Origin of the sequence: Cytobacillus firmus, from assembly GCF_023612095.1 — a bacterium.
Taxonomy (GTDB): domain Bacteria; phylum Bacillota; class Bacilli; order Bacillales; family Cytobacillaceae; genus Cytobacillus.
On the sequence record NZ_CP086235.1, the window covers coordinates 928,044 to 950,429 of the forward strand.

At 42.8% G+C, this 22,386-nt stretch carries 21 protein-coding genes, 1 pseudogene and 1 other annotated feature; of the genes and pseudogenes, 15 read left to right on the forward strand and 7 right to left on the reverse strand.

Translation table 11 applies throughout. The features are described from left to right. Positions 1 to 32: 32 nt before the first annotated feature. Positions 33 to 881, reverse strand: a complete 849-nt coding sequence (locus tag LLY41_RS04745) for a C39 family peptidase (protein WP_304587065.1) — start codon at positions 879 to 881, stop codon at positions 33 to 35. Positions 882 to 954: 73 nt separating this feature from the next. Continuing rightward, complete coding sequence (locus LLY41_RS04750; RefSeq protein WP_095244508.1) at positions 955 to 1,476, reverse strand: gamma carbonic anhydrase; 522 nt, start codon at positions 1,474 to 1,476, stop codon at positions 955 to 957. Positions 1,477 to 1,647: 171 nt separating this feature from the next. Here LLY41_RS04750 and LLY41_RS04755 point away from each other — a divergent pair, with 171 nt between their 5' ends. Both LLY41_RS04755 and LLY41_RS04760 read left to right on the forward strand, forming a co-directional pair. Next, positions 1,648 to 2,451, forward strand: coding sequence for an alpha/beta hydrolase (locus tag LLY41_RS04755; protein ID WP_304587066.1), 804 nt, complete (start codon positions 1,648 to 1,650; stop codon positions 2,449 to 2,451). Positions 2,452 to 2,501: 50 nt separating this feature from the next. Beyond that, positions 2,502 to 3,596: a tetraprenyl-beta-curcumene synthase family protein gene (locus tag LLY41_RS04760; RefSeq protein ID WP_304587067.1), complete on the forward strand. Its 1,095-nt coding sequence runs from the start codon at positions 2,502 to 2,504 to the stop codon at positions 3,594 to 3,596. Positions 3,597 to 3,635: 39 nt separating this feature from the next. Here the strand turns inward: LLY41_RS04760 and LLY41_RS04765 are convergent, their stop codons facing one another. After that, positions 3,636 to 4,208, reverse strand: coding sequence for a tRNA 5-(aminomethyl)-2-thiouridylate-methyltransferase MnmM (locus LLY41_RS04765; RefSeq protein WP_095244505.1), 573 nt, complete (start codon positions 4,206 to 4,208; stop codon positions 3,636 to 3,638). Further along, positions 4,205 to 5,173, reverse strand: a complete 969-nt coding sequence (locus tag LLY41_RS04770) for a tRNA modification radical SAM protein MnmL/YtqA (RefSeq protein WP_304587068.1) — start codon at positions 5,171 to 5,173, stop codon at positions 4,205 to 4,207. Before LLY41_RS04770 ends, LLY41_RS04765 begins: the two co-directional genes overlap by 4 nt. A gap of 202 nt (positions 5,174 to 5,375) precedes the next feature. Here LLY41_RS04770 and LLY41_RS04775 point away from each other — a divergent pair, with 202 nt between their 5' ends. The 3 genes and pseudogenes from LLY41_RS04775 to LLY41_RS04785 all read left to right on the forward strand — a co-directional run bounded on the left by LLY41_RS04775 (position 5,376) and on the right by LLY41_RS04785 (position 7,223). Beyond that, complete coding sequence (locus LLY41_RS04775; RefSeq protein WP_048007820.1) at positions 5,376 to 5,639, forward strand: YtzC family protein; 264 nt, start codon at positions 5,376 to 5,378, stop codon at positions 5,637 to 5,639. A 17-nt stretch (positions 5,640 to 5,656) separates the two neighbouring features. Next, the gene (locus LLY41_RS04780) at positions 5,657 to 5,836 is read left to right on the forward strand and encodes a glycogen biosynthesis protein GlgD (RefSeq protein WP_179289020.1); all 180 of its coding nucleotides are present in this window, start codon (positions 5,657 to 5,659) and stop codon (positions 5,834 to 5,836) included. A gap of 206 nt (positions 5,837 to 6,042) precedes the next feature. Beyond that, a pseudogene (locus LLY41_RS04785) lies at positions 6,043 to 7,223 on the forward strand (MDR family MFS transporter). A 64-nt stretch (positions 7,224 to 7,287) separates the two neighbouring features. On the opposite strand, the gene LLY41_RS04790 reads toward LLY41_RS04785, so the two are convergent. Continuing rightward, on the reverse strand, positions 7,288 to 7,647 hold the full coding sequence (locus LLY41_RS04790) for a hypothetical protein (protein ID WP_286137326.1): 360 nt from the start codon (positions 7,645 to 7,647) through the stop codon (positions 7,288 to 7,290). A 138-nt stretch (positions 7,648 to 7,785) separates the two neighbouring features. On the opposite strand from LLY41_RS04790, the gene LLY41_RS04795 reads away from it, so the two are divergent. The 7 genes from LLY41_RS04795 (at position 7,786) to LLY41_RS04825 (ending at position 16,158) form a co-directional block, all read left to right on the forward strand. Continuing rightward, positions 7,786 to 9,147 (forward strand): sigma-54 interaction domain-containing protein, encoded by a 1,362-nt coding sequence (locus LLY41_RS04795; RefSeq protein WP_304587069.1) that lies wholly within the window; start codon positions 7,786 to 7,788, stop codon positions 9,145 to 9,147. Positions 9,148 to 9,476: 329 nt separating this feature from the next. Then, positions 9,477 to 10,796 carry a GntP family permease gene (locus tag LLY41_RS04800; protein WP_095244500.1) on the forward strand — a complete coding sequence of 440 codons (1,320 nt, stop codon included), beginning with the start codon at positions 9,477 to 9,479 and terminating at the stop codon, positions 10,794 to 10,796. Between the two features lie 57 nt (positions 10,797 to 10,853). Next, positions 10,854 to 11,630: a 3-hydroxybutyrate dehydrogenase gene (locus LLY41_RS04805; protein WP_095244499.1), complete on the forward strand. Its 777-nt coding sequence runs from the start codon at positions 10,854 to 10,856 to the stop codon at positions 11,628 to 11,630. Between the two features lie 405 nt (positions 11,631 to 12,035). Beyond that, a complete protein-coding gene (locus LLY41_RS04810; protein ID WP_048007809.1) occupies positions 12,036 to 12,554 on the forward strand; it encodes a CBO0543 family protein in 519 nt (172 codons plus the stop codon). 154 nt (positions 12,555 to 12,708) lie between these two features. Then, positions 12,709 to 12,932: a binding site (T-box leader), on the forward strand. Between the two features lie 50 nt (positions 12,933 to 12,982). Further along, on the forward strand, positions 12,983 to 15,400 hold the full coding sequence (gene leuS / locus LLY41_RS04815) for a leucine--tRNA ligase (protein ID WP_304587070.1): 2,418 nt from the start codon (positions 12,983 to 12,985) through the stop codon (positions 15,398 to 15,400). A 166-nt stretch (positions 15,401 to 15,566) separates the two neighbouring features. Next, the gene (locus tag LLY41_RS04820; RefSeq protein ID WP_095244510.1) at positions 15,567 to 15,872 is read left to right on the forward strand and encodes a rhodanese-like domain-containing protein; all 306 of its coding nucleotides are present in this window, start codon (positions 15,567 to 15,569) and stop codon (positions 15,870 to 15,872) included. A 103-nt stretch (positions 15,873 to 15,975) separates the two neighbouring features. Beyond that, positions 15,976 to 16,158 (forward strand): sporulation protein Cse60, encoded by a 183-nt coding sequence (locus LLY41_RS04825; RefSeq protein WP_076261883.1) that lies wholly within the window; start codon positions 15,976 to 15,978, stop codon positions 16,156 to 16,158. Positions 16,159 to 16,184: 26 nt separating this feature from the next. On the opposite strand, the gene LLY41_RS04830 is transcribed toward LLY41_RS04825, so the two are convergent. Then, the gene (locus LLY41_RS04830) at positions 16,185 to 17,453 is read right to left on the reverse strand and encodes a BaiN/RdsA family NAD(P)/FAD-dependent oxidoreductase (protein ID WP_095244495.1); all 1,269 of its coding nucleotides are present in this window, start codon (positions 17,451 to 17,453) and stop codon (positions 16,185 to 16,187) included. 229 nt (positions 17,454 to 17,682) lie between these two features. On the opposite strand from LLY41_RS04830, the gene LLY41_RS04835 reads away from it, so the two are divergent. Together LLY41_RS04835 and LLY41_RS04840 are read left to right on the forward strand one after the other, a co-directional pair. After that, positions 17,683 to 19,299, forward strand: a complete 1,617-nt coding sequence (locus LLY41_RS04835; RefSeq protein ID WP_095244494.1) for a putative polysaccharide biosynthesis protein — start codon at positions 17,683 to 17,685, stop codon at positions 19,297 to 19,299. A gap of 287 nt (positions 19,300 to 19,586) precedes the next feature. Next, the gene (locus tag LLY41_RS04840; protein WP_304587071.1) at positions 19,587 to 20,306 is read left to right on the forward strand and encodes a pseudouridine synthase; all 720 of its coding nucleotides are present in this window, start codon (positions 19,587 to 19,589) and stop codon (positions 20,304 to 20,306) included. 64 nt (positions 20,307 to 20,370) lie between these two features. Here LLY41_RS04840 and LLY41_RS04845 read toward each other — a convergent pair whose 3' ends face one another. After that, entirely contained in the window at positions 20,371 to 20,592 is a 222-nt protein-coding gene (locus LLY41_RS04845) for a DeoR family transcriptional regulator (protein ID WP_026041817.1), read from the reverse strand. 456 nt (positions 20,593 to 21,048) lie between these two features. Between LLY41_RS04845 and LLY41_RS04850 the strand changes: the two genes are divergently transcribed. Next, positions 21,049 to 22,323, forward strand: coding sequence for a M48 family metallopeptidase (locus LLY41_RS04850; protein ID WP_304587072.1), 1,275 nt, complete (start codon positions 21,049 to 21,051; stop codon positions 22,321 to 22,323). Positions 22,324 to 22,386 lie beyond the last annotated feature (63 nt).

A 22,386-nucleotide genomic window follows, 5' to 3' on the forward strand; every position in this document is an offset into this window, starting at 1 on the left:
TGTCGGGGGTGGGCAAGGCGCTTCCGCTTTTCTTATGGGATATAGGTAATAGCCTGCTTGCCCATCTGCACCCATGCTTTTTCAAAATCATTTATGGGTGCTTTTTTATTTTTCTCACCTGTGAGCGGGTCGTTGAAGTACATGAATTCCTGATCATAGCCTGTTAGCAGGACAGAATGCTCTTTATAGGTGATCTGAATTTTTCCGCTCGGAGTATGCCAGGTCTGAAAAAGGTCATCAGAAAGCTGTTTATAGGCTGTGTTGATAATGATCCATACAGGTCTGCCATCTGACAAATGAATCTTTAAGTCTTCAAAATCGGATCCGGTAAGGTCTTCAATGGAGCCGGGCATGTACTTTTCCGCAAGCTCTTGTATGGGTTTATGATAAACACCAAGCCCGGGATTATCAAAGGAATACATATCGCCTATGAAGCCTTCATTCGGATGTCCGAAATAGATTTTTCCGTCTTCTACACGGTAAGGCTCAGGATTTTTCTTTATTTCTTTAGCCAATGTCAGTTTATCTGCCTGGATCCCCGCGTGATAGAGGAGCATGGATAAGCTCGTGACTTCGCATCCTCTGGGGAGCTCTGGGAACTGATTGATTGCGGGCGCATCTATAATTATTTTTTCCTTGATCTTAATAACTGACGTGCTGTTTCCAAGGAAAACAGTTGCTTTTTCAGCTGGTTCAGACAGCCATGATTTTATTGTGTTCACGGCTGATGGAGGACTGCTTCCTGCAAGGTTGTCATAAACAAATGCTGCAGAAACAAGGATGAAGACAAGTAAAAACATGGGTGCTGTTTTTACTATGGTTTTTCTGAATATCACTATTAATAATATGAATAGAACAATTGCCCCGATATAAATCTTCAATTCCTTCACCCGCCAATAACTGTTGCCTTATATTTAATATCGGCCTATTTCCCATTCTATTAAGGCTGGAGAGTTATTTTGGGTTTTTCTGCAAAGACTTATAGTATTGGCCTTTTTCAGCGTATTCCCTGCTGATCCGTTCCATATCTGTTATATCTTCCGGTGTCAGTTCACGGATCACTTTTGCAGGCCTGCCGAATGCTAGTGTATTGGGCGGAATTTTCTTTCCCTGCGGAACTAGGCTGCCTGCCCCAATAAATGCTCCCTCCCCGATTTCTGCCTGATCTAAGACAATCGAGCCCATCCCAATTAGAGCTTTCTTGCGGATAATACAGCTATGAAGGATTACCTGATGGCCTACTGTTACTTCGTCTTCCAATATCAGCGGGTTATTCGGGCTCTGATGCAGGACGGAATTATCCTGGATATTGACCTTCCTGCCGATGATAGTTGGTGCTACATCCCCGCGTATGACGGAGTTGAACCAGACACTGGAATCCTCCCCAATTTCAACATCTCCGGTAATGGTAGTGAAATCTGCAATAAATGCGGATTCTGCAATTTTAGGTTCTTTATCTTTATATGGATAGATCATGTGAAAAACACTCCTGTATTTAGTTGGATTATTTTGATTTTATCATATGAGGCTGGATAAACGTTATTTTGGTAAAAGAGTTTTTTAAGGGGCAGATTCATGAACAATTTTTGCATCTAGGCTATAATATATTTACATAAGATCGTACGTAAAAAGCTGGGAGGATTGACTATGTGGAAGTGGGAAACTGAAGGAGAGGCAAAAGGCGTTATTGTCATGGTTCATGGGGCAATGGAGCATCACCGCCGTTATGGCTGGCTGATTGAAATGTGGCGCTTGGCCGGTTTCCATGTCATTATGGGAGATCTTCCCGGCCAGGGAATGACTACAAGATCCAGAAGGGGCCATATTGATTCCTTTGATGAATATATCATTGAAGTTAAAGATTGGGTACAGGCTGCCTGTGAATTTGAATTGCCGGTTTTTCTTTTGGGACACAGCATGGGCGGCCTGATTGCCATCCGTCTGCTGCAGGAAGAAAGAATGAATCTCGCTGGAGTGATTTTATCATCCCCTTGTTTAGGTTTAGTTCAGCAGCCTTCGAAATTACTGAACTTTTTATCGCTTGGACTCAATTCAGTGATGCCCGGCCTGAAAATGGATGCAGGTTTGTCAGTGGACATGGCGACGCGTAATCAGGATGTCCTTGATGCTGATTTAAATGATTCACTGTATGTGACAAAGGTTTCGGTCAGATGGTACAGGGAACTTGTTTATGCCATGAAGCTGGCCTTTGAGAATCTTGATAATATCCAGGATGTACCCCTTCTCGTAGTTCAGGGCGGCGATGATAAAATCGTGAATAAAACAACTGTCAGAGAATGGTTTAACCTTGCGCCTTTCTCAGAAAAAAGGTTCAAAGAATGGCCAAAGTGCTACCATGAAGTCTTCAATGAACCTGAACGTGAAGAGGTATTTGAATATGCGAAGGATTTCGTGAACAGCCAATTAAAGGCGCTGGGTTATGTGGTTTAATGATTTCCTTAAAATATTCACAGACCTGATCAAAAGGAGGTATTGCTGTCATGAGTGTCCCTTCCATGCCAATTAGCTTGATGTCACATGTCTACCGGAAGGTTCTGCCTGCTGTCCATAAGGAGCTTGCATACTGGAGGAGCCGGGCGGAAGCAATTCCCGATCCGGAGTTAAGAAAGCAGGCTCTTGCCAGCATTGAACATAAAACCTTCCACTGTGAAGGCGGAGCTATTATGTCATTGATGGCAATGGGAAAATATGAACAAGCGATTAAGTTCATTGTCGCATATCAGACAATCAGTGATTATTTGGACAATCTTTGCGACCGGAGCACCTCGCTTGATCCCAGAGATTTTGCCGCACTTCATGAGTCAATGGAGGATGCACTGGATATTGACGCAGAAGGAAAAAATTATTACCGGCTGAGAAGTGAGCAGGATGATGGAAATTATCTTGCAGATTTAGCAGCTTCCTGCAGGGAAGTGTTGTCGAGTCTCGAGCAATACCCCCATATAAAAAGACATCTGCTCGAATTATGCCGTTACTATTGTGATCTGCAAATACATAAGCATGTCGCGGTCGAAGAACGAGTACCCCGGCTGCAAAACTGGTTCGGCCAATATCGTTCAGATATACCTGAGATGGAATGGTATGAGTTTTCTGCCTGCTCGGGTTCGACACTTGGGATTTTCTGCCTTGTTTCCTACGCACTGAGAGATGATTTTAAAGCAGAGGATGCGGTAAATATAAGAAATGGATATTTTCCTTACATCCAGGGCCTTCACATTCTGCTTGATTATCTGATTGATCAGGAAGAGGACAAAGCCGGGGGAGACTTGAATTTCTGCTTTTATTATGAAAACGAAGAGAGGTTGTTTTCGAGATTGAAGCACTTTGTTGCAGAGGCAGACAAGCATACGGAAAAGCTGCCTCATAAGCATTTCCATAAACTGATTAATCGCGGCCTGCTGGGGGTCTATCTATCTGATGATAAGGTCCGGAAGCAGCGGAATGTCAGAAGATTAGCCAAAAGCATGATCAGGACAGGCGGAATGGTGAGCTATTTCTTTTATGTGAATGGAAGGGCTTACCGGACAGTACAGAAGATGCTGCCTTCCGGATTTGCAAAAGTTTTTGTGAAATAAGCAAAAGCCTGCAATTTTTTTGCAGGCTTTTACATCATATTAACGTTTTTCAATTGCAACGATAAACGGCGGGTTATTTTTTTGATTAATAAACTGATACTGCAAAACATGGACGAGGCTTTGGTCCAGCAGCTTGACATATCGGAGCAGGTAATCGCGCTCTACAGCACCTTCTATATGGCCGTGATAAATCACCAAAAGAATAATCCCTTCCGGAGCCATCAATGCTAGGAGCTGATCTATGGCAGAAATGGTTGTCTGCGGACGGGTGACAATATCTTTATCGCCCCCGGGCAAGTACCCTAAATTAAATATGGCCGCTGTAATTTTTCCATGGTGGACAGGAGGTACATTCTCAAGAATGTGTTCATGGCCTGTATTGAAAAGGGTAGCCCTGTCTGACAGTTCGTGATCAGTCAGGCGTGTTTTTGTGCTCAGGACAGCCTCTTCCTGAATATCGAATCCATAAACTCTGCCGTTAGGTCCCACCAGATCAGCCAGAAATACGGTATCATGTCCGTTGCCCAGAGTGGCATCAATAACGATATCTCCAGGTGATACTGCTTTCTCAAGGAGCTGTCTTGCATATGGTAAGATTCTTTCAAGCTTCATGACAATGCCTCCACTTGGATTGGATTGTAAAATTTACCTTGCCAGCTGTTTCTTCGATTTAATTCTGCATCAATGCCATTAAGGACTTCCCACTTATTGACACTCCACATTGGCCCGATCATCAAGTCGATTGGCCCATCACCGGTGATGCGGTGTACAATCATTTCCGGCGGTAAAATTTCCAGCTGGTCACATACTAAATTTATATATTCATCAAGAGACAGAAACTCAAGCATGCCCTTTTCAAATTGTTTAACCATCGGGGTTCCCTTTAATAAATGAAGGAGATGGATTTTAATTCCCTGTACATCCAGCTTCGCAACTTCCCGAGCGGTTTCCATCATCATTTCCGGTGTTTCAAGCGGAAGCCCATTAATGATGTGGGAACAGATGCTGATTCCATGTTTGCGGAGCTTGTTTACTCCCTCCACATAGCACTGATAATCATGTGCGCGGTTAATTAAAAGGGCAGTTCTTTCATGTACAGTCTGCAGGCCAAGCTCTACCCAGAGATAGGTCCGTTTGTTAAGCTCTGCCAGATAGTCAACTACATCATCAGGCAGGCAGTCCGGGCGGGTCGCAATAGACAGCCCGACAACCCCTTCCTGCTCAAGCACCCGCTCATACATATCACGAAGCACTTCAACAGGGGCATGTGTATTTGTAAAAGCCTGAAAATAGGCCATATATTTACCGTCTTTCCATTTATGATGCATTTTTGTTTTGATTGCATTAAACTGTGTGTCCAAATCATCAGTGCGATTCCCGGCAAAGTCCCCCGAACCTGCGGCGCTGCAGAACGTACATCCTCCGTGTGCGACCGTGCCATCACGGTTTGGGCAATCAAAGCCGCCATCAAGTGCCACTTTAAAAACCTTATGCCCAAATTCATTGCGCAAATGATAATTCCATGTATGGTACCGTTTATTATCGGATGCATATGGAAAAGGATTCACTTTTTCCACAATCATCCCTCCTTAATCAAAGAATAATCTATATGATGAAAATCATTATGAATGCTTTCATAAAATTAATCTTATCATGACGCAAAACCTTATAAAAGGGGAATTGGCAGGAAATACAGTGGTAAGAATTACGGAGAATGAACAAACTAATTTATGAAGCATGCAAGCTTCTAGACCCATTCTTCAAGGAGGGGAACATACCATGGCAACCCGTGAATCAATGGATACACTTCTTCAGCAGTGTGAGGATGCAATCCGTTTTGCGCAGGAGCAGTTTGAATCGGGAAGAACGCAGGAGCATTATAATGATTTTGAATACTCCAATGCGCTTCAGTCTTTGGAAGCTGCCTATAATGATATAACCCAGATGGCCCATAGCGCCAACTCCCAGCAGCGGGAACAGCTTCACCGGATGAGGCTCCAGCTGCAGCAGCTCCAAAATCAGATGATAATTCTTCCTCATTAAGGAGTGATCCATAGATGGTGAAAAAGCGTTCAAAACAAAACAATCCTGAACAAAAGACCCGGAATGGCGCCAATAGCCAGGATGTTGAATTAGGACGGGATTACGATCCGGTAAAGCAGTCGAAAAAGAAATATGAAAAATCAGGCGGTCAGCCTGTTAAATCAAAATTCCATCCTGAACCGGAACAATCTTCATAAATAATTGTGGCAAGGCCCCGATCCACCAAGGATCGGGGCTTTACTTTTTATGTGGAAAAGATGAAGTATTCTGTCTATTAAAATCGATTGAAAACCTATTGCAAGGACAGGAAAAACCGACTAAAATTATTTTGGATTTCGAAATAGTGTCCGGGAGACAATGTACCGGCTAAACATAAATTATACGAAAAAAGGGGCGTTATCTTATGCCGCGGACCTTATGGCTTTTAATTATTGGGATGGCAGTGAATGTAACCGGATCTTCTTTTTTGTGGCCTCTTAATACCATCTACATTCATGACCACTTAGGAAAATCTTTATCGGTAGCGGGTCTGGTTCTAATGGTGAACGCAGCGGCCAGTGTCGCAGGAAATCTAATTGGGGGGAGCCTCTATGATAAAATAGGCGGCTATCGTTCGATTCTTCTTGGAATTGTCATTACGGTTATGGCGCTCCTCGGCTTGACCTTTTGGCATGGCTGGCCTGCCTATGTGGTGTTTCTCACATTTGTGGGATTTGGATCGGGGATTGTTTTTCCTTCGATGTTTGCGATGGCCGGATCAGTCTGGAAAGAGGGAGGCCGCAAAGCTTTCAATGCCATCTATGTAGCCCAGAATGCCGGCGTTGCCATTGGTGCTGCTCTTGGAGGTCTTGTAGCCTCGTACTCTTTTCAATTAATTTTTCTGGCCAATACTGTCATGTATATCATTTTTTTATTGATTGCCGTTTTTGGCTACCGGGGAATAAACACAGTTTCCGGTCAGCAGACCTCCATTCTTCAGGAAAATGGCATGGTTAAAAATCATACCAAGCTTTATGCGCTGCTCATCTTATGTGCGGGCTATTTATTGTGCTGGGTTGGATATGTCCAATGGCAATCGACTATTGCCGCTTATACACAGGAGCTGAACATTTCTTTAAAGCAATACAGTTTGCTGTGGACTATTAATGGAGCCCTGATTGTTTTGGGGCAGCCGGTTATCAGCGCAATAGTAAAATGGTTTAAAACATTAAAGATTCAGATGGTCGCGGGAATGGTTATATTTATTGGCTCGTTTGCTGTTGCAGCGACCGCAGAACAGTTCTCCGCATTTGTCACTAGCATGGTTATTCTTACAGTAGGCGAAATGCTGATATGGCCAGCTGTACCGACCATTGCCAACCAGCTTGCACCTAAAGGAAGAGAAGGGTTTTACCAGGGAATCGTAAACAGCACAGCTACAGGCGGAAGAATGATCGGCCCTTTACTGGGGGGATCCTGGTTGATCTTTATGGAATTTCCATGCTGTTTGCTGTATTAATGGTTCTATTTGTTTTTGCCATTCTGACGACTCTTGTATATGACCGGAAATTAAAGGAGTCTAAAGAATTGGCGCATGCATCATAAGAATAAGCGAAAGAAAGAAACCTGCAGTTTTGAGCTGCAGGTTTTACTGTTTCAATTAATTAATTTAACCTGCGCCTTCAAGAGAGTTCTCTTTTTGGTTAGTGCAAAATACAACCTCATTGAAGAAGCTTTTCAGAATCAGCCATCTCGCCGGATAAGAATTAATAAAGTCTTCAAAGACCTCTTCAGAATAAAGAAGAAGGATATCCAGCTCTGCTTTCTTTTTCTTCAAATCATACAATAGGGCATGTGGAATGGTGTAGTAGTCGTTCAGCTGCCATTGATTTAGCTTTACTGTATAAATATTATGGTTCTCAATATAGGATTCCAGTGCCTGTTTTTGCAGCTGAATACATTCTTCTTTGGACTTGTTTAGAGATTGCCAGTGAGGATTGATCAGATATATGCCTTTCAGCTGAAACACCTCCCGTGTCTTTCGCAGATTACTAATGGTATGGACAGTAAAAGCAATTAGAATACCTATTGAAATGAATTTGTTGTCAGAAGAATATGATAAAATGGAGTTTATACTATTAGAATGTCCTAAATGAGGGGATCAAAAATGAAAAGTGCATTATTTGATTTGCCTGTTCAAATGGTTGAAACCATTGTAGAAAATGCCTTTGGGTGGCTTGTCGTTGTAAATAAAGAAGGAACGATCATTTACATTAATAAAAATTATTGCGATTTCCTTGAGGTGGAGAGGGAACAGGTTCTGGGGAAGCATGTATCCGGGGTTATTGAAAATTCAAGAATGCATCTGGTGGCAGAATCAGGCAAGGAAGAAATTGCGGACCTGCAATTTATAAGAGGCAACTATATGATAGCGAACCGTATTCCCATTTTTTCTGATGGCGAGGTAATTGGCGCATTCGGGACGGTTTTCTTTAGAGATACAAAGGAATGGATGCAGATGAACAGCCATGTAAAGAGCATGCTGACAAAAATCCAGAGCTATATCCAGGGAATTGATCCAAGTGTAAAATACAGCCTCGATGATATATTGGGAAGCTCAAGCCAGATTCACAGTCTGAAAGAAAAGGTGAAAATGGTGGCAGCCAGTGATATTTCCGTTTTAATCCGCGGGGAAAGCGGGACTGGGAAAGAACTGTTTGCCCACAGCATTCATCAGCTAAGCAACAGAAGCCATCAGCCATTTGTAAAAATTAACTGCGGGGCCATTCCTGAACATCTGTTGGAGTCTGAACTGTTTGGCTATGAAGAGGGAGCTTTTACAGGAGCGAAAAAGGGCGGTAAAAAGGGGAAATTTCAGCTCGCCGATGGAGGGACTTTGTTTTTGGATGAAATCGGGGATATGCCTCTTAATATGCAGGTGAAGCTATTGCGTGCCCTGCAGGAAGGCGAGATTGAAAGTGTTGGATCGACTTCTCCGGTTAAAGTGGATGTCCGGATTATTGCTGCAACTAACAGACCGCTCGAAAAAATGATGGAGGAAAAGCGTTTTAGGGAGGATCTATTTTATCGGATTAATGTTGTGCCGTTCATGGTTCCATCCTTGCGCGACAGGATGGAGGACCTACCGATTCTGATCGACAGCTTTATCAAGAAAATAACGAAAAAATCTGGAAAAAGAATAAGTGCAATTGAAGAGGAAGTCTTAGAAAAGTTTCATCAATACAGCTGGCCGGGAAATATCAGGGAGCTTGAAAATGTAATAGAGGCATCTATTCACTTAACAAGCAATGAAACCATTAACACTGAATCATTGCCGGATTATATGAAAGAAACGGCTGTATATCCGGTTGGAAAAAAGAATCTGAAGGATATCCTTGAGGAAACAGAGAAACGGATTCTGTCACAAAGCTTGAGCAAATATAATAATGACCGAATAGCAGCAGCAAACGCTCTTGGCATCAGTAAATCGTCCATGTACGAAAAGTTAAAGAAATATGGAATTGTATAGGTGTAAATAGTCCAGAATTCCGGAATGCATTCCAGATTTCTGGACTATTTTGATTCTAGGAATCTTTAATGCGGATAACCCTCTGTTAGACGGAATTATCAGAAAACTATTCTATGAAATTCGAGGACTTGCTCCCTGTCCGTTCCAGATTTCCGGAAAAATAATTCATTAAATGTTCACCAGACCCTTCACCAAGAAGTATCTTATGTTGGCACACTTCTTGCATTATCATTTCACAAGAAGTTATTTTTCAGTTTTTTTTGAAAACGTTTGCAAAAGGAGGGGTGACAAGGTTATTTTCTTATATTTAAAACAAAGGGGGAAATGAAATGCTAAGTATGATTGGGTTAATAGGCGGGCTTGCCCTTCTGATATACCTGACGATGCGGGGAATGAACCTGCTGGTGGTCGGACCGTTATCTGCGCTGTTTGTAGCTCTTTTTAGCGGTATGCCTTTATTTCCGCAGCTGGCAGGTGAAGGAGAGGCCAACTTGGTCGGGAACTATATGTCCGGCTTTTCGGGATTTGTCACATCATGGTATCTGATGTTCCTATTGGGTGCTATTTTTGGAAAGGTAATGGAGGATAGCGGTGCTGCTGACAGTGTATCCAAAATGGTGGTTGATAAGCTTGGAATGAAATATGCCGTTCTTGCCATAGTCGCGTCCTGTGCCATTTTAACTTATGGCGGAGTCAGTTTATTCGTTGTCGCCTTCTCTGTATATCCAATGGCGTTAAGTTTATTTAAGCAGGCGAATCTGCCGAGAAGATTTATCCCTGCAGCACTGGCTTTTGGATCTGTAACATTTACGATGACTTCTGCCGGTTCACCTGAAATTCAAAACTGGATTCCAATCGAATTTCTAGGAACAACTCCATATGCGGGCTGGGAAGTCAGCTTAATTGTGGCTGTGTTCATGATGATCTTCGGCTACTGGTGGCTGAAGCGCATGATTACCAAGGCTGTAAACAAAGGAGAAACGTTTGAAACCCGCAAGCAGGATCCTGTAACAGAAAATAAGGATTTACCGCATCCAATTATGGGTGTTGTACCATTAGTTGTAGTTTTAATTATTTCCTTTGTTTTTCATGATTCACTTGCACAATCTGCACTTATTCTTGCCTTGCTGGGTGGAGTCATTGCCACATATCTATTGAACCGAAAGTATTTCACTAATTTCTGGAATGCTGTGTCTGATGGGACATTAGGTGCATTGATTGCTATAGGCAATACGGCTGCTGTCGTTGGGTTTGGCGGCGTAGCAAAAGCAGTGCCTGCTTTTGCCACAGCAGTTGATTGGATGACGAGCATTCCTGGCAGTCCGCTGATAGGCGGTGCCATAGCCGTAAGTGTGATCGCCGGGATGACTGGGTCAGCTTCAGGCGGCCAGGCAATCGCACTGCCAATTCTGGCCCCGCATTATATGGACATGGGCGTTAATGCAGAAGCCCTGCACAGAACGGTTGCCATTTCTTCCGGAGCCCTGGACTCACTGCCGCATAATGGCTATGTTGTTACCACTGTACGTGCAATCTGCGGTGAAACCCACCAGGCAGCATATGGAGCAGTGGCTGCTGTTACGGTAATTGTCCCGCTGATTGGCTTAGCGCTTGCGATTGTTTTATTCTCATTTGGATTAGGAATCTAGTTACAGCAGGGGCTCTTATGGTTGAGCCCCGGCTTTGTTTTTGAAAGGAGTTTATTCATGGTACAAAATAAAGTCGTTTTTATCACTGGTGCAGCGCAGGGAATCGGGTATGAAATTGGTAAGAGATTTGCTGAACATGGCGCGAGAATTGTTCTGACAGATATTCAGGAGGATGCCGTGAAAAAGGCTGCAGAAAACCTGCAGAATAAAGGCTATCAAGCACTTGGGCTAAAATGTGATGTGACATCAGAGTCCGATATACAGGCGGCCATCAATGAAACTGTCAGCCGATTCGGTGCTTTGGATGTGCTGATCAATAATGCAGGGCTGCAGCATGTTTCCTTTATTGAAGATTTTCCCACTGAGAAGTTTGAATTTATGATCAAAGTAATGCTGACTGCTCCATTCGTGGCAATAAAGCATGCGATGCCAATCATGAAAAAACAAAAATCAGGCCGGATACTCAACATGGCTTCCATTAACGGGCTTGTGGGGTTTGCTGGCAAGGCAGCATATAACAGTGCAAAGCATGGTGTTATAGGATTGACTAAAGTCGCGGCATTGGAGGCTGCTGAACATGGCATTACGGTTAATGCCATCTGTCCGGGCTATGTAGACACACCACTCGTAAGAAATCAGCTGAATGACCTTGCTAAAACAAGAAATGTCCCCATCGAAAAAGCACTGGAGGAAGTCATTTATCCATTAGTGCCGCAAAAAAGGCTTCTGAAGGTGGAGGAGATTGCAGATTATGCGATTTTTTTGGCAGGTGATGCAGCTAAAGGAATTACGGGCCAGGCGGCAGTTATTGATGGAGGCTATACAGTTCAATAAAGTGAAACTTCAATCAGTGGGGTTATCCCCCACTGATTGTTAGTTGAGGCCCACGGGAAGTGGGTCACAAAGACGTTGCCACAGGACAAGGAAAGCAACCGGCAGCGATACATCGCACGACCGAAAGCGTTAGCTTTTGGGAGGATGTGGCGTTCTTAGTCTTTGTCCATTTTTCGGGCATTTACGGGCAGTTTGACCCCCGCCTATCCTCCTTTGTGATTCCTCTGAGTCTTGAAGTGGGGGTCTTACTGCCCGTTAGACTGCAATAAGAATGCGCATAGCAGTTTTTTAGAGAGGGCAGAGAATGGCCCTCTTTTTCTATTGTCCAGTAATGCGAATAAAACCTCTGAAAGTATGGGTATATTGTTGATACTGAATTGATGGCAGATAATTGGTGGAGATATTGTGTATTTATTATTGGTTGTACTTGTCTATATTTTTTTTGCCTGGAAATTCGTCGATTGGAAAAGATGGAAAGAATACTATCCAACTGTCCAATTTTATATCATTGCCAACTTTCTATATAATTTTTTATTTTATAATCATACCCTATGGGCCTATAGAGCAGTTACGCTGGATTGGCTGAATCACACGTTTATTGAAATCACCTTCACTTTGTTGATTATTCCAGTCGTCGTCATGATTTACCTTCGCTATTTTCCGGAAAAAAATCTAAAGAAAAAGATTTTTTATACTGGCGTGTGGATCGTTTATTTCTCAGTGCTGGAGTATTTGTTTTCTAAAAAGGGATTGTTTGTTTATGATAATGGGTGGAATTTCTGGTGGTCTGTGCTGTTTAATCTCATCATGTTCATCATGCTGCGAATGCATTATAAAAAACCGGGAATTGCTATGGCAGTTTCGCTTCCTATCATTGCGATTCTATTATGGCTCTTTCATCCGCATCTGATCGATTTGAAATAATGATTAAATGGTTTCGGAAACATTTTGCCCTAAAGAAAATGAAACATGGTGCACAATTTTAAAAGCCTTGCATATTCTAAGTATTAAATTCCTGTCAGGATAAGCCTACTTGCATCCTGGCGGGAAATTTATTACAATAGTCATATTCTTATACTAAAATGCTTAGATAAGGAGCAGTAGTGGTGCAGCGCCCGTTTTAAGAGAGTTGACGGCAGGTGCAAGTCAGCCGGGCACATCATGAACTCGCCTTTGAGCAGCAAGTGTGAAATACCAGTAATGCTTGCCGTTTTCCGCGTTAAGGATGAATGAAGCGAGTGACATGTTCACTAATGTGGGTGGTACCGCGGGAGATTTATACATAATCCTCTCGTCCCTTTTTTGGGATGAGGGGTTTTTTTATTTTATTTTCATTAATAGGAGGAAACAAAATGAGTTTCAATCATCAGGAGATTGAAAAAAAGTGGCAGGGCCACTGGGAAGAAAATAAAACATTCAAAACAACTGAAGATAAAGGCAAGCGCAAGTTTTATGCACTTGATATGTTCCCGTATCCTTCAGGCGCAGGTCTACACGTTGGCCACCCGGAAGGATATACGGCAACAGATATCCTTTCCCGCATGAAGCGCATGCAGGGCTATAATGTCCTTCATCCGATGGGCTGGGATGCATTTGGTTTACCTGCAGAGCAATATGCACTTGATACAGGGAATGACCCGGCAGAATTCACAGAACAGAATATCAACACCTTCCGCCGCCAGATCAAGGCGTTAGGCTTCTCCTATGACTGGGATCGTGAAGTAAACACAACAGACCCTGAATACTATAAATGGACTCAATGGATCTTCTTAAAGCTTTATGAAAAAGGGCTTGCTTATATCGATGAAGTAGCTGTTAACTGGTGTCCTGCACTTGGAACAGTACTTGCAAATGAAGAGGTTATCGACGGAAAAAGCGAGCGCGGAGGCCATCCGGTAGAACGCCGCCCAATGAGACAGTGGATGCTGAAAATTACGGCTTATGCGGATCGCCTGCTTGAAGATCTTGATTTATTGGATTGGCCAGAGAGCCTTAAGGATATGCAGCGCAACTGGATCGGCCGCTCTGAAGGAGCCGAAGTGACATTCAATATTGAAGGACATGATGGCACATTCACCGTATTCACAACACGTCCTGACACATTATATGGTGCAACATATGCTGTACTTGCTCCAGAGCACGCGCTTGTTGATAAGATCACCACAGAGGGGCAGCAAGAAGCAGTTCAGGCTTACATTGACAAAGTAAAGAGCAAGAGCGATCTTGAGCGGACAGATCTTGCTAAAGAAAAAACGGGTGTCTTCACTGGTGCGTACGCGATCAACCCGGCCAACGGCGAAAAAATGCCAATCTGGATTGCAGATTATGTACTAGTCAGCTATGGAACAGGTGCCATCATGGCGGTTCCGGCACATGACGAGCGCGACTATGAGTTCGCCAAGCAATTTGATCTGCCTATTAAAGAAGTCGTTGCCGGGGGAGATGTTGATAAAGAAGCATACACTGGCGATGGCGAGCATGTGAATTCAGGTTTCCTTGATGGTTTAAACAAAGAGGACGCTATTGAGAAAATGATTGCCTGGCTTGAAGAAAAAGGTATTGGCACTAAGAAGGTTACTTACCGTCTTCGTGACTGGTTATTCAGCCGCCAGCGCTATTGGGGCGAGCCGATTCCAGTCATCCACTGGGAAGATGGCACAATGACTGCCGTGCCGGAAGATCAGCTTCCATTAGTGCTTCCAAAAACAACGGAGATCAAGCCATCCGGTACTGGTGAGTCACCATTAGCCAACATCGATGATTGGGTTAATGTTGTGGATCCGGAAACTGGTAAAAAAGGCCGCAGGGAAACGAACACAATGCCGCAATGGGCAGGCAGCTGCTGGTACTACCTTCGCTATATTGATCCGAAAAATAGTGAAGCTCTTGCAGATCCCGAGAAATTAAAAGAATGGCTTCCGGTTGATATATATATCGGAGGAGCTGAACATGCGGTTCTTCACCTTCTATATGCCCGCTTCTGGCACAAGGTCCTTTACGATGTGGGAGTTGTCCATACGAAGGAACCGTTCCAAAAGCTATTCAACCAGGGTATGATTCTTGGGGAAAACAATGAGAAAATGAGTAAATCAAAAGGCAATGTCGTTAACCCGGATGAAATCGTAGAGAGCCATGGTGCAGATACTCTTCGTCTATACGAAATGTTCATGGGGCCGCTTGAAGCTTCCATCGCCTGGTCTGCAAATGGATTGGATGGCTCAAGAAGATTCCTTGACCGCATCTGGCGTTTGTTTGTGGAAGAGACTGGTGAATTGAGCCCGAGAATTCAGGACATTGAAGAAGGCAGCAGTCTTGAAAAGGTTTACCACCAAACGGTGAAAAAAGTAACTGAGGACTACGAAGGACTTCGTTTTAACACAGCTATTTCTCAAATGATGGTATTCATCAACGAAGCATATAAAGCGGATGTGCTTCCTAAAACTTTTGTAGAAGGTTTTGTTAAAATGCTTTCACCAATCGCACCTCATATTACAGAAGAGCTTTGGTCGAAACTGGGCCATGGTGAATCCATTGCTTACGAAGCATGGCCGGCATTTGATGAAGCCAAAATGGTGGATGACGAGGTCGAAATCGTTATTCAAATCAACGGCAAAGTCAAAGCGAAGCTAATGGTTCCGGCCGATGCTAAAAAAGACCTATTGGAGCAGATCGCAATGGGTGATGAAAAAGTAAAAGAGCAAATTGACGGAAAAACTGTCCGTAAAGTAATCGCAGTACCGGGCAAGCTTGTAAATATCGTTGCAAATTAAGTTATATGAGATGAAACCACCTCTAGTTGATCAGGGGTGGTTTTTTTGTATTTGTGATAAAGAAACTTCTCATTTTTTTTTTCGTGCCATATAGGGTATTATAGGAGTGGCAGTATAAGTAAATGCAAAGTGCTATTTAAAAAGATTTCCGGAAAGGGTGTTAAGTTTGGACCGTATTGAAGAGATTACCACGGATGAATTGCAAAAAAAGCTGGAGGCTGGAGAGAAGCTTGAGCTTGTAGATGTTAGAGAAGATGAAGAAGTGGCATCCGGAATGATTCCTGGAGCCAGACATATCCGCATGGGCACGATCCCTGAGAATCTGGATAAATTTGATAAAGACACTGAGTATATCATTATCTGCCGCTCTGGCGGCCGCAGCGGAAATGTATGTCATTACTTGCAGGAACAAGGATATAAGGTTCGCAATATGGCTGGCGGAATGCTGGACTGGCAGGGGAAAACAGAATAAATTACAAACGGGGCCAATTAGGCTTCGTTTTTTTTCGGATTGTTATTTTAAAAATTCCGAAAATTGTCCAAGCTAGTAAAAAATACTGGGAGGAAACAACTCTATGATTAAGGTAAAGTTATTCGATCATGAGCATGAAAAAGACCTGGAAAAGGATATGAATCATTTTCTTGAGAAAATTGAGGAGAAAAAACTTCTGGATATCAAATATAATGTGGCCGCAGTGCATGAGGATGAAGACGAACAGATTTATTGTTTTACTGCCATGGTAATATATAGAGCCTGACTCTAATGCATCAGGCTCTATTTTTATTACACGGTATGTGCAGATGCAGCTGCGTTTAATCCGGCTAACCGGCCTGTTACAAGTGCCGAAGTGATATTGTAACCGCCTGTGTAGCCATGGATATCCAAAATTTCTCCGCAGAAGAAAAGACCTTCCATCATTTTTGATGCCATTGTCTGCGGTTCAATTTCTTTGACGGAAACACCTCCGCCCGTAACAAAGGCTTTATCAAGAGGCAAAGTGCCGTTTACTTTAAACTGAAAAGATTTGCAGCCCTTAACAAAGCTTCTGATTTTTTCATTGGAGATTGCAGCCCCTTGTGCAGATGGATCAATTCCGTTCTGTTCAAGAAGAAATAGCAGATACCTTTCCGGAAGCAGTCCTTTTAAGAGGTTTTTAATGATTTTCTTCGGTTCTTCTTTAATCTTTTTGGACACTTCCTGAAAAAGAGGTTCTTCCTTTATATCCGGGAGTGCATCCAGGTTCATGGTTACTTCTTTTAAATTCCATTTCTTCATCGCTTTCACCGCATACTGGCTGCAGCGCAAGACTGCCGGGCCGCTTATGCCGAGATGTGTGAAGATCATATCCATCCGATGGGTGATGAGCGCTTTTCCTTTAGGGTTTAACACACTAAGTGCCACACTCCGCAGCGACAAGCCCTGCAGCGCTTTTTCTTTAATAAAGCTCTCTGAAGAAGTAAGCGGCACTTCAGTTGGAAAAAGCTCTGTAATCGTATGGCCTGCTTTTTCCGCCCATGCATAGCCGTCACCGGTTGAGCCGGTGTGAGGAACTGATTTTCCTCCGACGGCTATCACAACAGAGTCTGCTTCATAAACATCGCCTGTTTTTAATTCTACCGATTTCACCCTGCCGTTTTCATAGTGAACATCCTGGATCGGGCTGTCTGTTTTGATATCGACCTTCAGTTCCCTCAGCCTTGAAATTAAGGCATCAACAACCGACTGCGCTTTGTCGGTAACGGGAAACATTCGCCCATGATCTTCCTCTTTCAGCTCAATTCCCAAATTCTCAAAGAAGCGGATAATATCTTCATTGCTGAAAATCGAAAAAGCACTGTACAAAAACCTCCCATTGCCGGGAATATGCTTAATGATTTCATCTACTGGAAGCCGATTTGTGACATTGCAGCGACCCCCGCCGGAAATGGCAAGCTTCCTGCCAAGCTTGTTTCCTTTGTCAATCAGCAGAACCTTTGCCTTTTTCTCCGCAGCACCGATTGCTGCCATCAATCCCGAAGGACCTCCGCCTATCACTATTACATCATATTTCATGGTTTCACCAACTTATCTAAATTCGCTAAGTAAACAATAGATTCATTATAAATCAAATATCCTATTTCTAAAAATAATCCCTCATTATACGGTATTGCAAGTGGAATTTCCCCGGCAAGAAGAGTACACTACAAATAGTGTGTCTAAAAAGATAGAAAAATGACGAACGCAGCTCGGCATTCATATACTGTTCTAGATTAATGCGCAGTTTTTTTAAGGAAGGGATTATATGTCATCTAAGCTTTTAAAAGGAACCTTCATCCTTACGCTTGGCACCATTATCTCGAAGGTTCTTGGTTTGTTTTATGTTATTCCTTTTTATCAAATAGTCGGGAAGGAAGGGACAGCCCTTTATTCCTTTTCGTATACACCTTATACAATCTTTATCAGTATCGCAACTGCAGGGGTTCCGCTGGCAGTTTCAAAGTTTATCTCTAAATACAATGCTATAGAGGAGTATGCTGTCGGCAGAAAGCTGTTCAAGTCAGGTTTGGTGATCATGACGGCAAGCGGAGTCATCTCATTCCTGATCCTGTTCTTCCTTGCTCCGGCTGTTGCTGAAATGACCCTGGCAGGGAAAGATGTGGAGGTAAGTGTAGAAGATGTTACAACCGTAATCAGAGCGGTATCATTTGCCCTGATTATTATTCCCTTCATGAGTTTGATAAGAGGATTTTTCCAGGGTCATCAGTCTATGGGGCCAACTGCGGTTTCACAGGTAGTGGAGCAGATTGTCCGCATCCTGTTTGTGCTTGCAGGTGCATATGTGGTCTTAAATGTGATGGAAGGCTCGCTCACTGCAGCAATCAGTGTCGCCACTTTCGCAGCTTTTATTGGAGGACTCGGAAGCCTCGGGGTGTTATTCTGGTACTGGTATAAACGCAAGCCGCATTTGGATAAAATGCTTGAAGAAGATAAAGGAACAGTGGACATCTCTCTAAAGGAGATATACAAAGAAATCATTCTTTATGCTGCACCTTTTGTGTTTGTAGGTCTTGCAAATCCGCTCTTTCAGTTTATTGATCAGATTACATTTACCAGAGCGATGGACGCTATTGGCGAAGCAGGCAATGCTGTAGCAGCATTTTCTGTCCTGAACTTTGAGACCCATAAGCTGGTCATCATTCCGGTCTCACTTGCCACAGCCTTCTCGCTGACGCTTGTGCCGAGTGTGACGAAAGCATTCATGGAAGAAGACCGGGCAGACTTAAATCGCCAGCTGAACCAGACGTTCCAGGTGCTTTTATTTCTGACTCTTCCTGCCGTGGCAGGATTGTCCCTGCTTGCAGAGCCCGTTTTTACCCTATTCTATGAGCATAAAGATTTGGGTACTGAAGTGTTGAGAACTTATGCACCGGTGGCGATTCTCTTTGCTTACTTTTCGGTAACAGCAGCTATTCTGCAGGGAATCAACGAACAGCGGTTCACAATTTTGAGCTTGCTGACAGGCCTGCTTGTAAAGCTGTCATTGAATATTCCGCTCATAAAACTGTTCGAAACACAGGGAGCCGTATTTGCAACCGCACTTGGCTATATTGCGGCGATCTTAATTAACCTGTATGTAATAAAAACATATGCAAAATATCCATTCAAACTTGTCTTAAGACGAGGTACGCTGATTGTATTATTTACTGCATGCATGTACATTGCTGCAGGCATTGTTTATAAAATCATAACTGTCTTTTTATCCCCGGCATCCAATGTCCAGGCAATAATTATTGTCATCATCTGCGCAGCAGCAGGAGCCGGAGTTTATTTCTACCTAAGCTTCAGAACAAAACTAATCTATCTCCTCTTCGGATCAAGGGTTGATAGAATGCTGAAGAAATTAAGACTGAAAGCATAAAAAATAAAAGGTCTCCATGATGGGGGCCTTTTCTAAAGAATTCTTAGGGTTTGTTTTAGTTGCCTTTATACCAAAGCACTGAGTTGATTGGAGCGGAGGTTACTTGACTCCTGCGGGAGTAGCAGGACAGGTGAGACCCCGCAGGCGCGAAGCGACGAGGAGGCTCACCGCCTGCCCCGCGGAAAGCAAGTGACCCGTGCTGAAATCAACGGGCAGAATATTTAAGGTGTTTTAATAACGGACTTAAAACTAAATTGGAGTAAATTTGATTAATAGGGAGGGTCATTATGAGAATAGACAAAATGCTCGCCAACCTCGGCTACGGCAGCCGTAAGGATGTTAAAAAGCTATTAAAAGATGGAGCCGTAACCGTTAATGATGAGAAAGTAAAGGATCCAAAACACCATGTCGATCCTGAACAGGATGCCGTTATCATCAACGGCGAAAAAGTTGAATACAAGGAATTCATTTATTTAATGATGAACAAACCGCCTGGCGTCATTTCGGCAACAGAGGACTCACAATCTGAGACCGTGGTGGACCTGCTCGAAATGGAAGACCTAGTGTTTTCTCCTTTTCCGGTAGGGCGTCTCGATAAGGATACAGAAGGACTTTTGCTGCTGACGAATGATGGCCAGTTGTCCCATCGCCTGCTTTCACCCAAAAAACATGTCCCCAAAACCTATTTTGCAGTCATAGACAGTGAAGTTACAGCAGAGGATATAGCCGCATTTCAAAAAGGGGTTATATTGGATGATGGCTATGAAACCAAGCCCGGAACATTAAAAATTCTTAAGTCCGGGATCACCTCTGATATAGAATTAACAATAACAGAAGGCAAGTTCCATCAAGTGAAAAGGATGTTCGAAGCTGTGGGAAAGAAAGTTATTTACTTAAAGAGACTTTCCATGGGCCCGCTCGAGCTGGATGAGACATTGGAATTGGGAGAATATCGGGAATTGACGGAAGAAGAGCTTGATATGCTGATGAATTATGAAGTGGGATAAGACATGAAAATCGCCCTGAGAGCAGGGCGATTTTTTATTTATTATGCTGTTTTCGCTTTAAGTATTATGATGACATCTTTACTTTCTTTTGAGTAATAGTCCATTTCCCTCTGCTCGGACTCTTAACCAAGTCATTGTAGGCGAGGACATTTAAATCTCTTTGAATGGTGCGAGGAGTGATCCCAAATTCCTCTACAAGCTCCTGAGTTGTTACAGTTCCGCGCTTACTTATAAACATGTAGACGGATTTTACACGGTTTAACATCCGGTTAGTCGAAGGTTTCAAAAAAACCACTCCCTATCCTTTTTTCAAACCCCATGGCAATTTTCTGCAACCGACAGCTACATTGAAGGTTAACCTTCAATCGTATGTAGTTTTCTTTTCCCCAGACAACCCCTTTATATTCGGTTTTTAGTCAAGATGTCATACCTCTGACTATATTGTAACTCTATTATCTGATTATTTCTACTTCAAGGCGAAAATTTTACAAAATATTTATAATGGTGCTTCTTTTTCTAGTCTTTGCGTTCCCTCCTTTTTTAATGTATGTTTAATTCCCTAAATTACTGCAATTAAACTTCGATTGAAAAAGACACGATTACTATAGCTTATGGCAGAAGGGGCTTGTAATATGTACAGAAAATTCTAAAATATTTTCCGGATTTGCCTATATCCTAAAATTTGTTTTTTGATTATAATCAATTGGTATATTTATATGTAAGATTGAAAGGAAGAAAAGTTATGGAAGCTCACACTCTGAGAGATCGACTGGTATACCCGAAGGAAAGTATTTATTTTGCATTTGTTGCTTTATTTAGTATTGTGTCTTATATTTTTCTCGCATTTTCTATTATTGGGATTGTTATTATTTTTACTTTGATCCTTGTATCTCTCTTGTTCCATGGGATTATGATGGGTGGCATCAGAAGAAACGGGGTAAGAATAAGTGAGAAACAGTTTCCGGAGATTTATGAAAAAGCAGTAATGACTGCGAAGGAAATGGGTTTACAGGATCTGCCGGATATTTACGTCATTGAGTCTGAAGGGGTTCTAAATGCCTTTGCCACCAGATTTTTCAAAAGAAATATGGTTGTCTTATATTCTGGTATTTTTGAGCTGGTTGAGCGGGGAGCTGAAAAGGAAGTGCTGTTCGTCCTGGCCCATGAGTTCGCTCATTTAAAAAGAAAACATGTTATCATAAGTCTCCTCCTGCTTCCTGCTATGTGGGTTCCCTTCCTGGGGAATGCGTACCTGAGAGCTTGCGAGTATACATGTGATCGTTATGCTGCCTTTTATATAAAATCTTTTGAAGCATCAAGGGATGCTTTAACCATGCTTGCCATTGGAAAAGACCTTTATCCTAAGGTCAATAAACAGGCATATATGGAGCAGCTTCAAACAGAAACTGGATTTTTTGTCTGGCTGAATGAAAAACTATCCACGCATCCCCACTTGCCAAAAAGAATATATGCCCTATCGAAGTTTTTTGCCAATGAATCTACAATTGAATTAACAGAACCGAAGGGCAGAGTTTGGATTGGAGCAGCAGTGTCAGTCCTGTCTTTGACGATTTTATCCGCAGGACTCTGGTTTGGCTTTAAAACACTTGAAAAAATGGATTTATGGACTGAAACAGTTATGGGGATTGAAGGTGCCACAGCACTAATGAACGCAGCGAGCGAAAATGATACTGACATGGTTCACACATTATTGACTGATGGTGCGGATATTGAAGAAACGGATGCAGACGGGACTACTGCATTACACTGGGCTGTTTCTTATGGCCAGTATGACAGCGCTGCTCTTCTGCTCGAAAGCGGGGCCAACCCTAATGTGATCGATAACTATCAAACCTCTCCTTTAATGAGTGCAGTGTTTAATGATGATATTGAAATGGCTGCGCTGCTTCTGGAGTATGGCGCTGATCCCTCTGTGAAAGATGCCGAGGGCTATACAGCCTATGATTACGCAAAGGACTTTGAAAATATAGAATTAATGGAAATCCTCCAGCCATAAAAACTGCCTCTTTGAAGGGGCAGTTTTTTTATGCCTTTATTAAATTAGTGCAAACTTTTTCCA

Bases quoted from the DNA above. Each gene is read 5' to 3' on its own strand.
- LLY41_RS04825 (WP_076261883.1), top strand. From the start codon at position 15,976: ATGATTAAGGTAAAGTTATTCGATCATGAGCATGAAAAAGACCTGGAA.
- LLY41_RS04840 (WP_304587071.1), top strand. From the start codon at position 19,587: ATGAGAATAGACAAAATGCTCGCCAACCTCGGCTACGGCAGCCGTAAG.
- LLY41_RS04760 (WP_304587067.1), top strand. From the start codon at position 2,502: ATGAGTGTCCCTTCCATGCCAATTAGCTTGATGTCACATGTCTACCGG.
- LLY41_RS04850 (WP_304587072.1), top strand. From the start codon at position 21,049: ATGGAAGCTCACACTCTGAGAGATCGACTGGTATACCCGAAGGAAAGT.
- LLY41_RS04800 (WP_095244500.1), top strand. From the start codon at position 9,477: ATGCTAAGTATGATTGGGTTAATAGGCGGGCTTGCCCTTCTGATATAC.
- LLY41_RS04765 (WP_095244505.1), bottom strand. From the start codon at position 4,208: ATGAAGCTTGAAAGAATCTTACCATATGCAAGACAGCTCCTTGAGAAA.
- LLY41_RS04775 (WP_048007820.1), top strand. From the start codon at position 5,376: ATGGCAACCCGTGAATCAATGGATACACTTCTTCAGCAGTGTGAGGAT.
- leuS (WP_304587070.1), top strand. From the start codon at position 12,983: ATGAGTTTCAATCATCAGGAGATTGAAAAAAAGTGGCAGGGCCACTGG.
- LLY41_RS04805 (WP_095244499.1), top strand. From the start codon at position 10,854: ATGGTACAAAATAAAGTCGTTTTTATCACTGGTGCAGCGCAGGGAATC.
- LLY41_RS04755 (WP_304587066.1), top strand. From the start codon at position 1,648: ATGTGGAAGTGGGAAACTGAAGGAGAGGCAAAAGGCGTTATTGTCATG.
- LLY41_RS04830 (WP_095244495.1), bottom strand. From the start codon at position 17,453: ATGAAATATGATGTAATAGTGATAGGCGGAGGTCCTTCGGGATTGATG.
- LLY41_RS04835 (WP_095244494.1), top strand. From the start codon at position 17,683: ATGTCATCTAAGCTTTTAAAAGGAACCTTCATCCTTACGCTTGGCACC.
- LLY41_RS04795 (WP_304587069.1), top strand. From the start codon at position 7,786: ATGAAAAGTGCATTATTTGATTTGCCTGTTCAAATGGTTGAAACCATT.
- LLY41_RS04750 (WP_095244508.1), bottom strand. From the start codon at position 1,476: ATGATCTATCCATATAAAGATAAAGAACCTAAAATTGCAGAATCCGCA.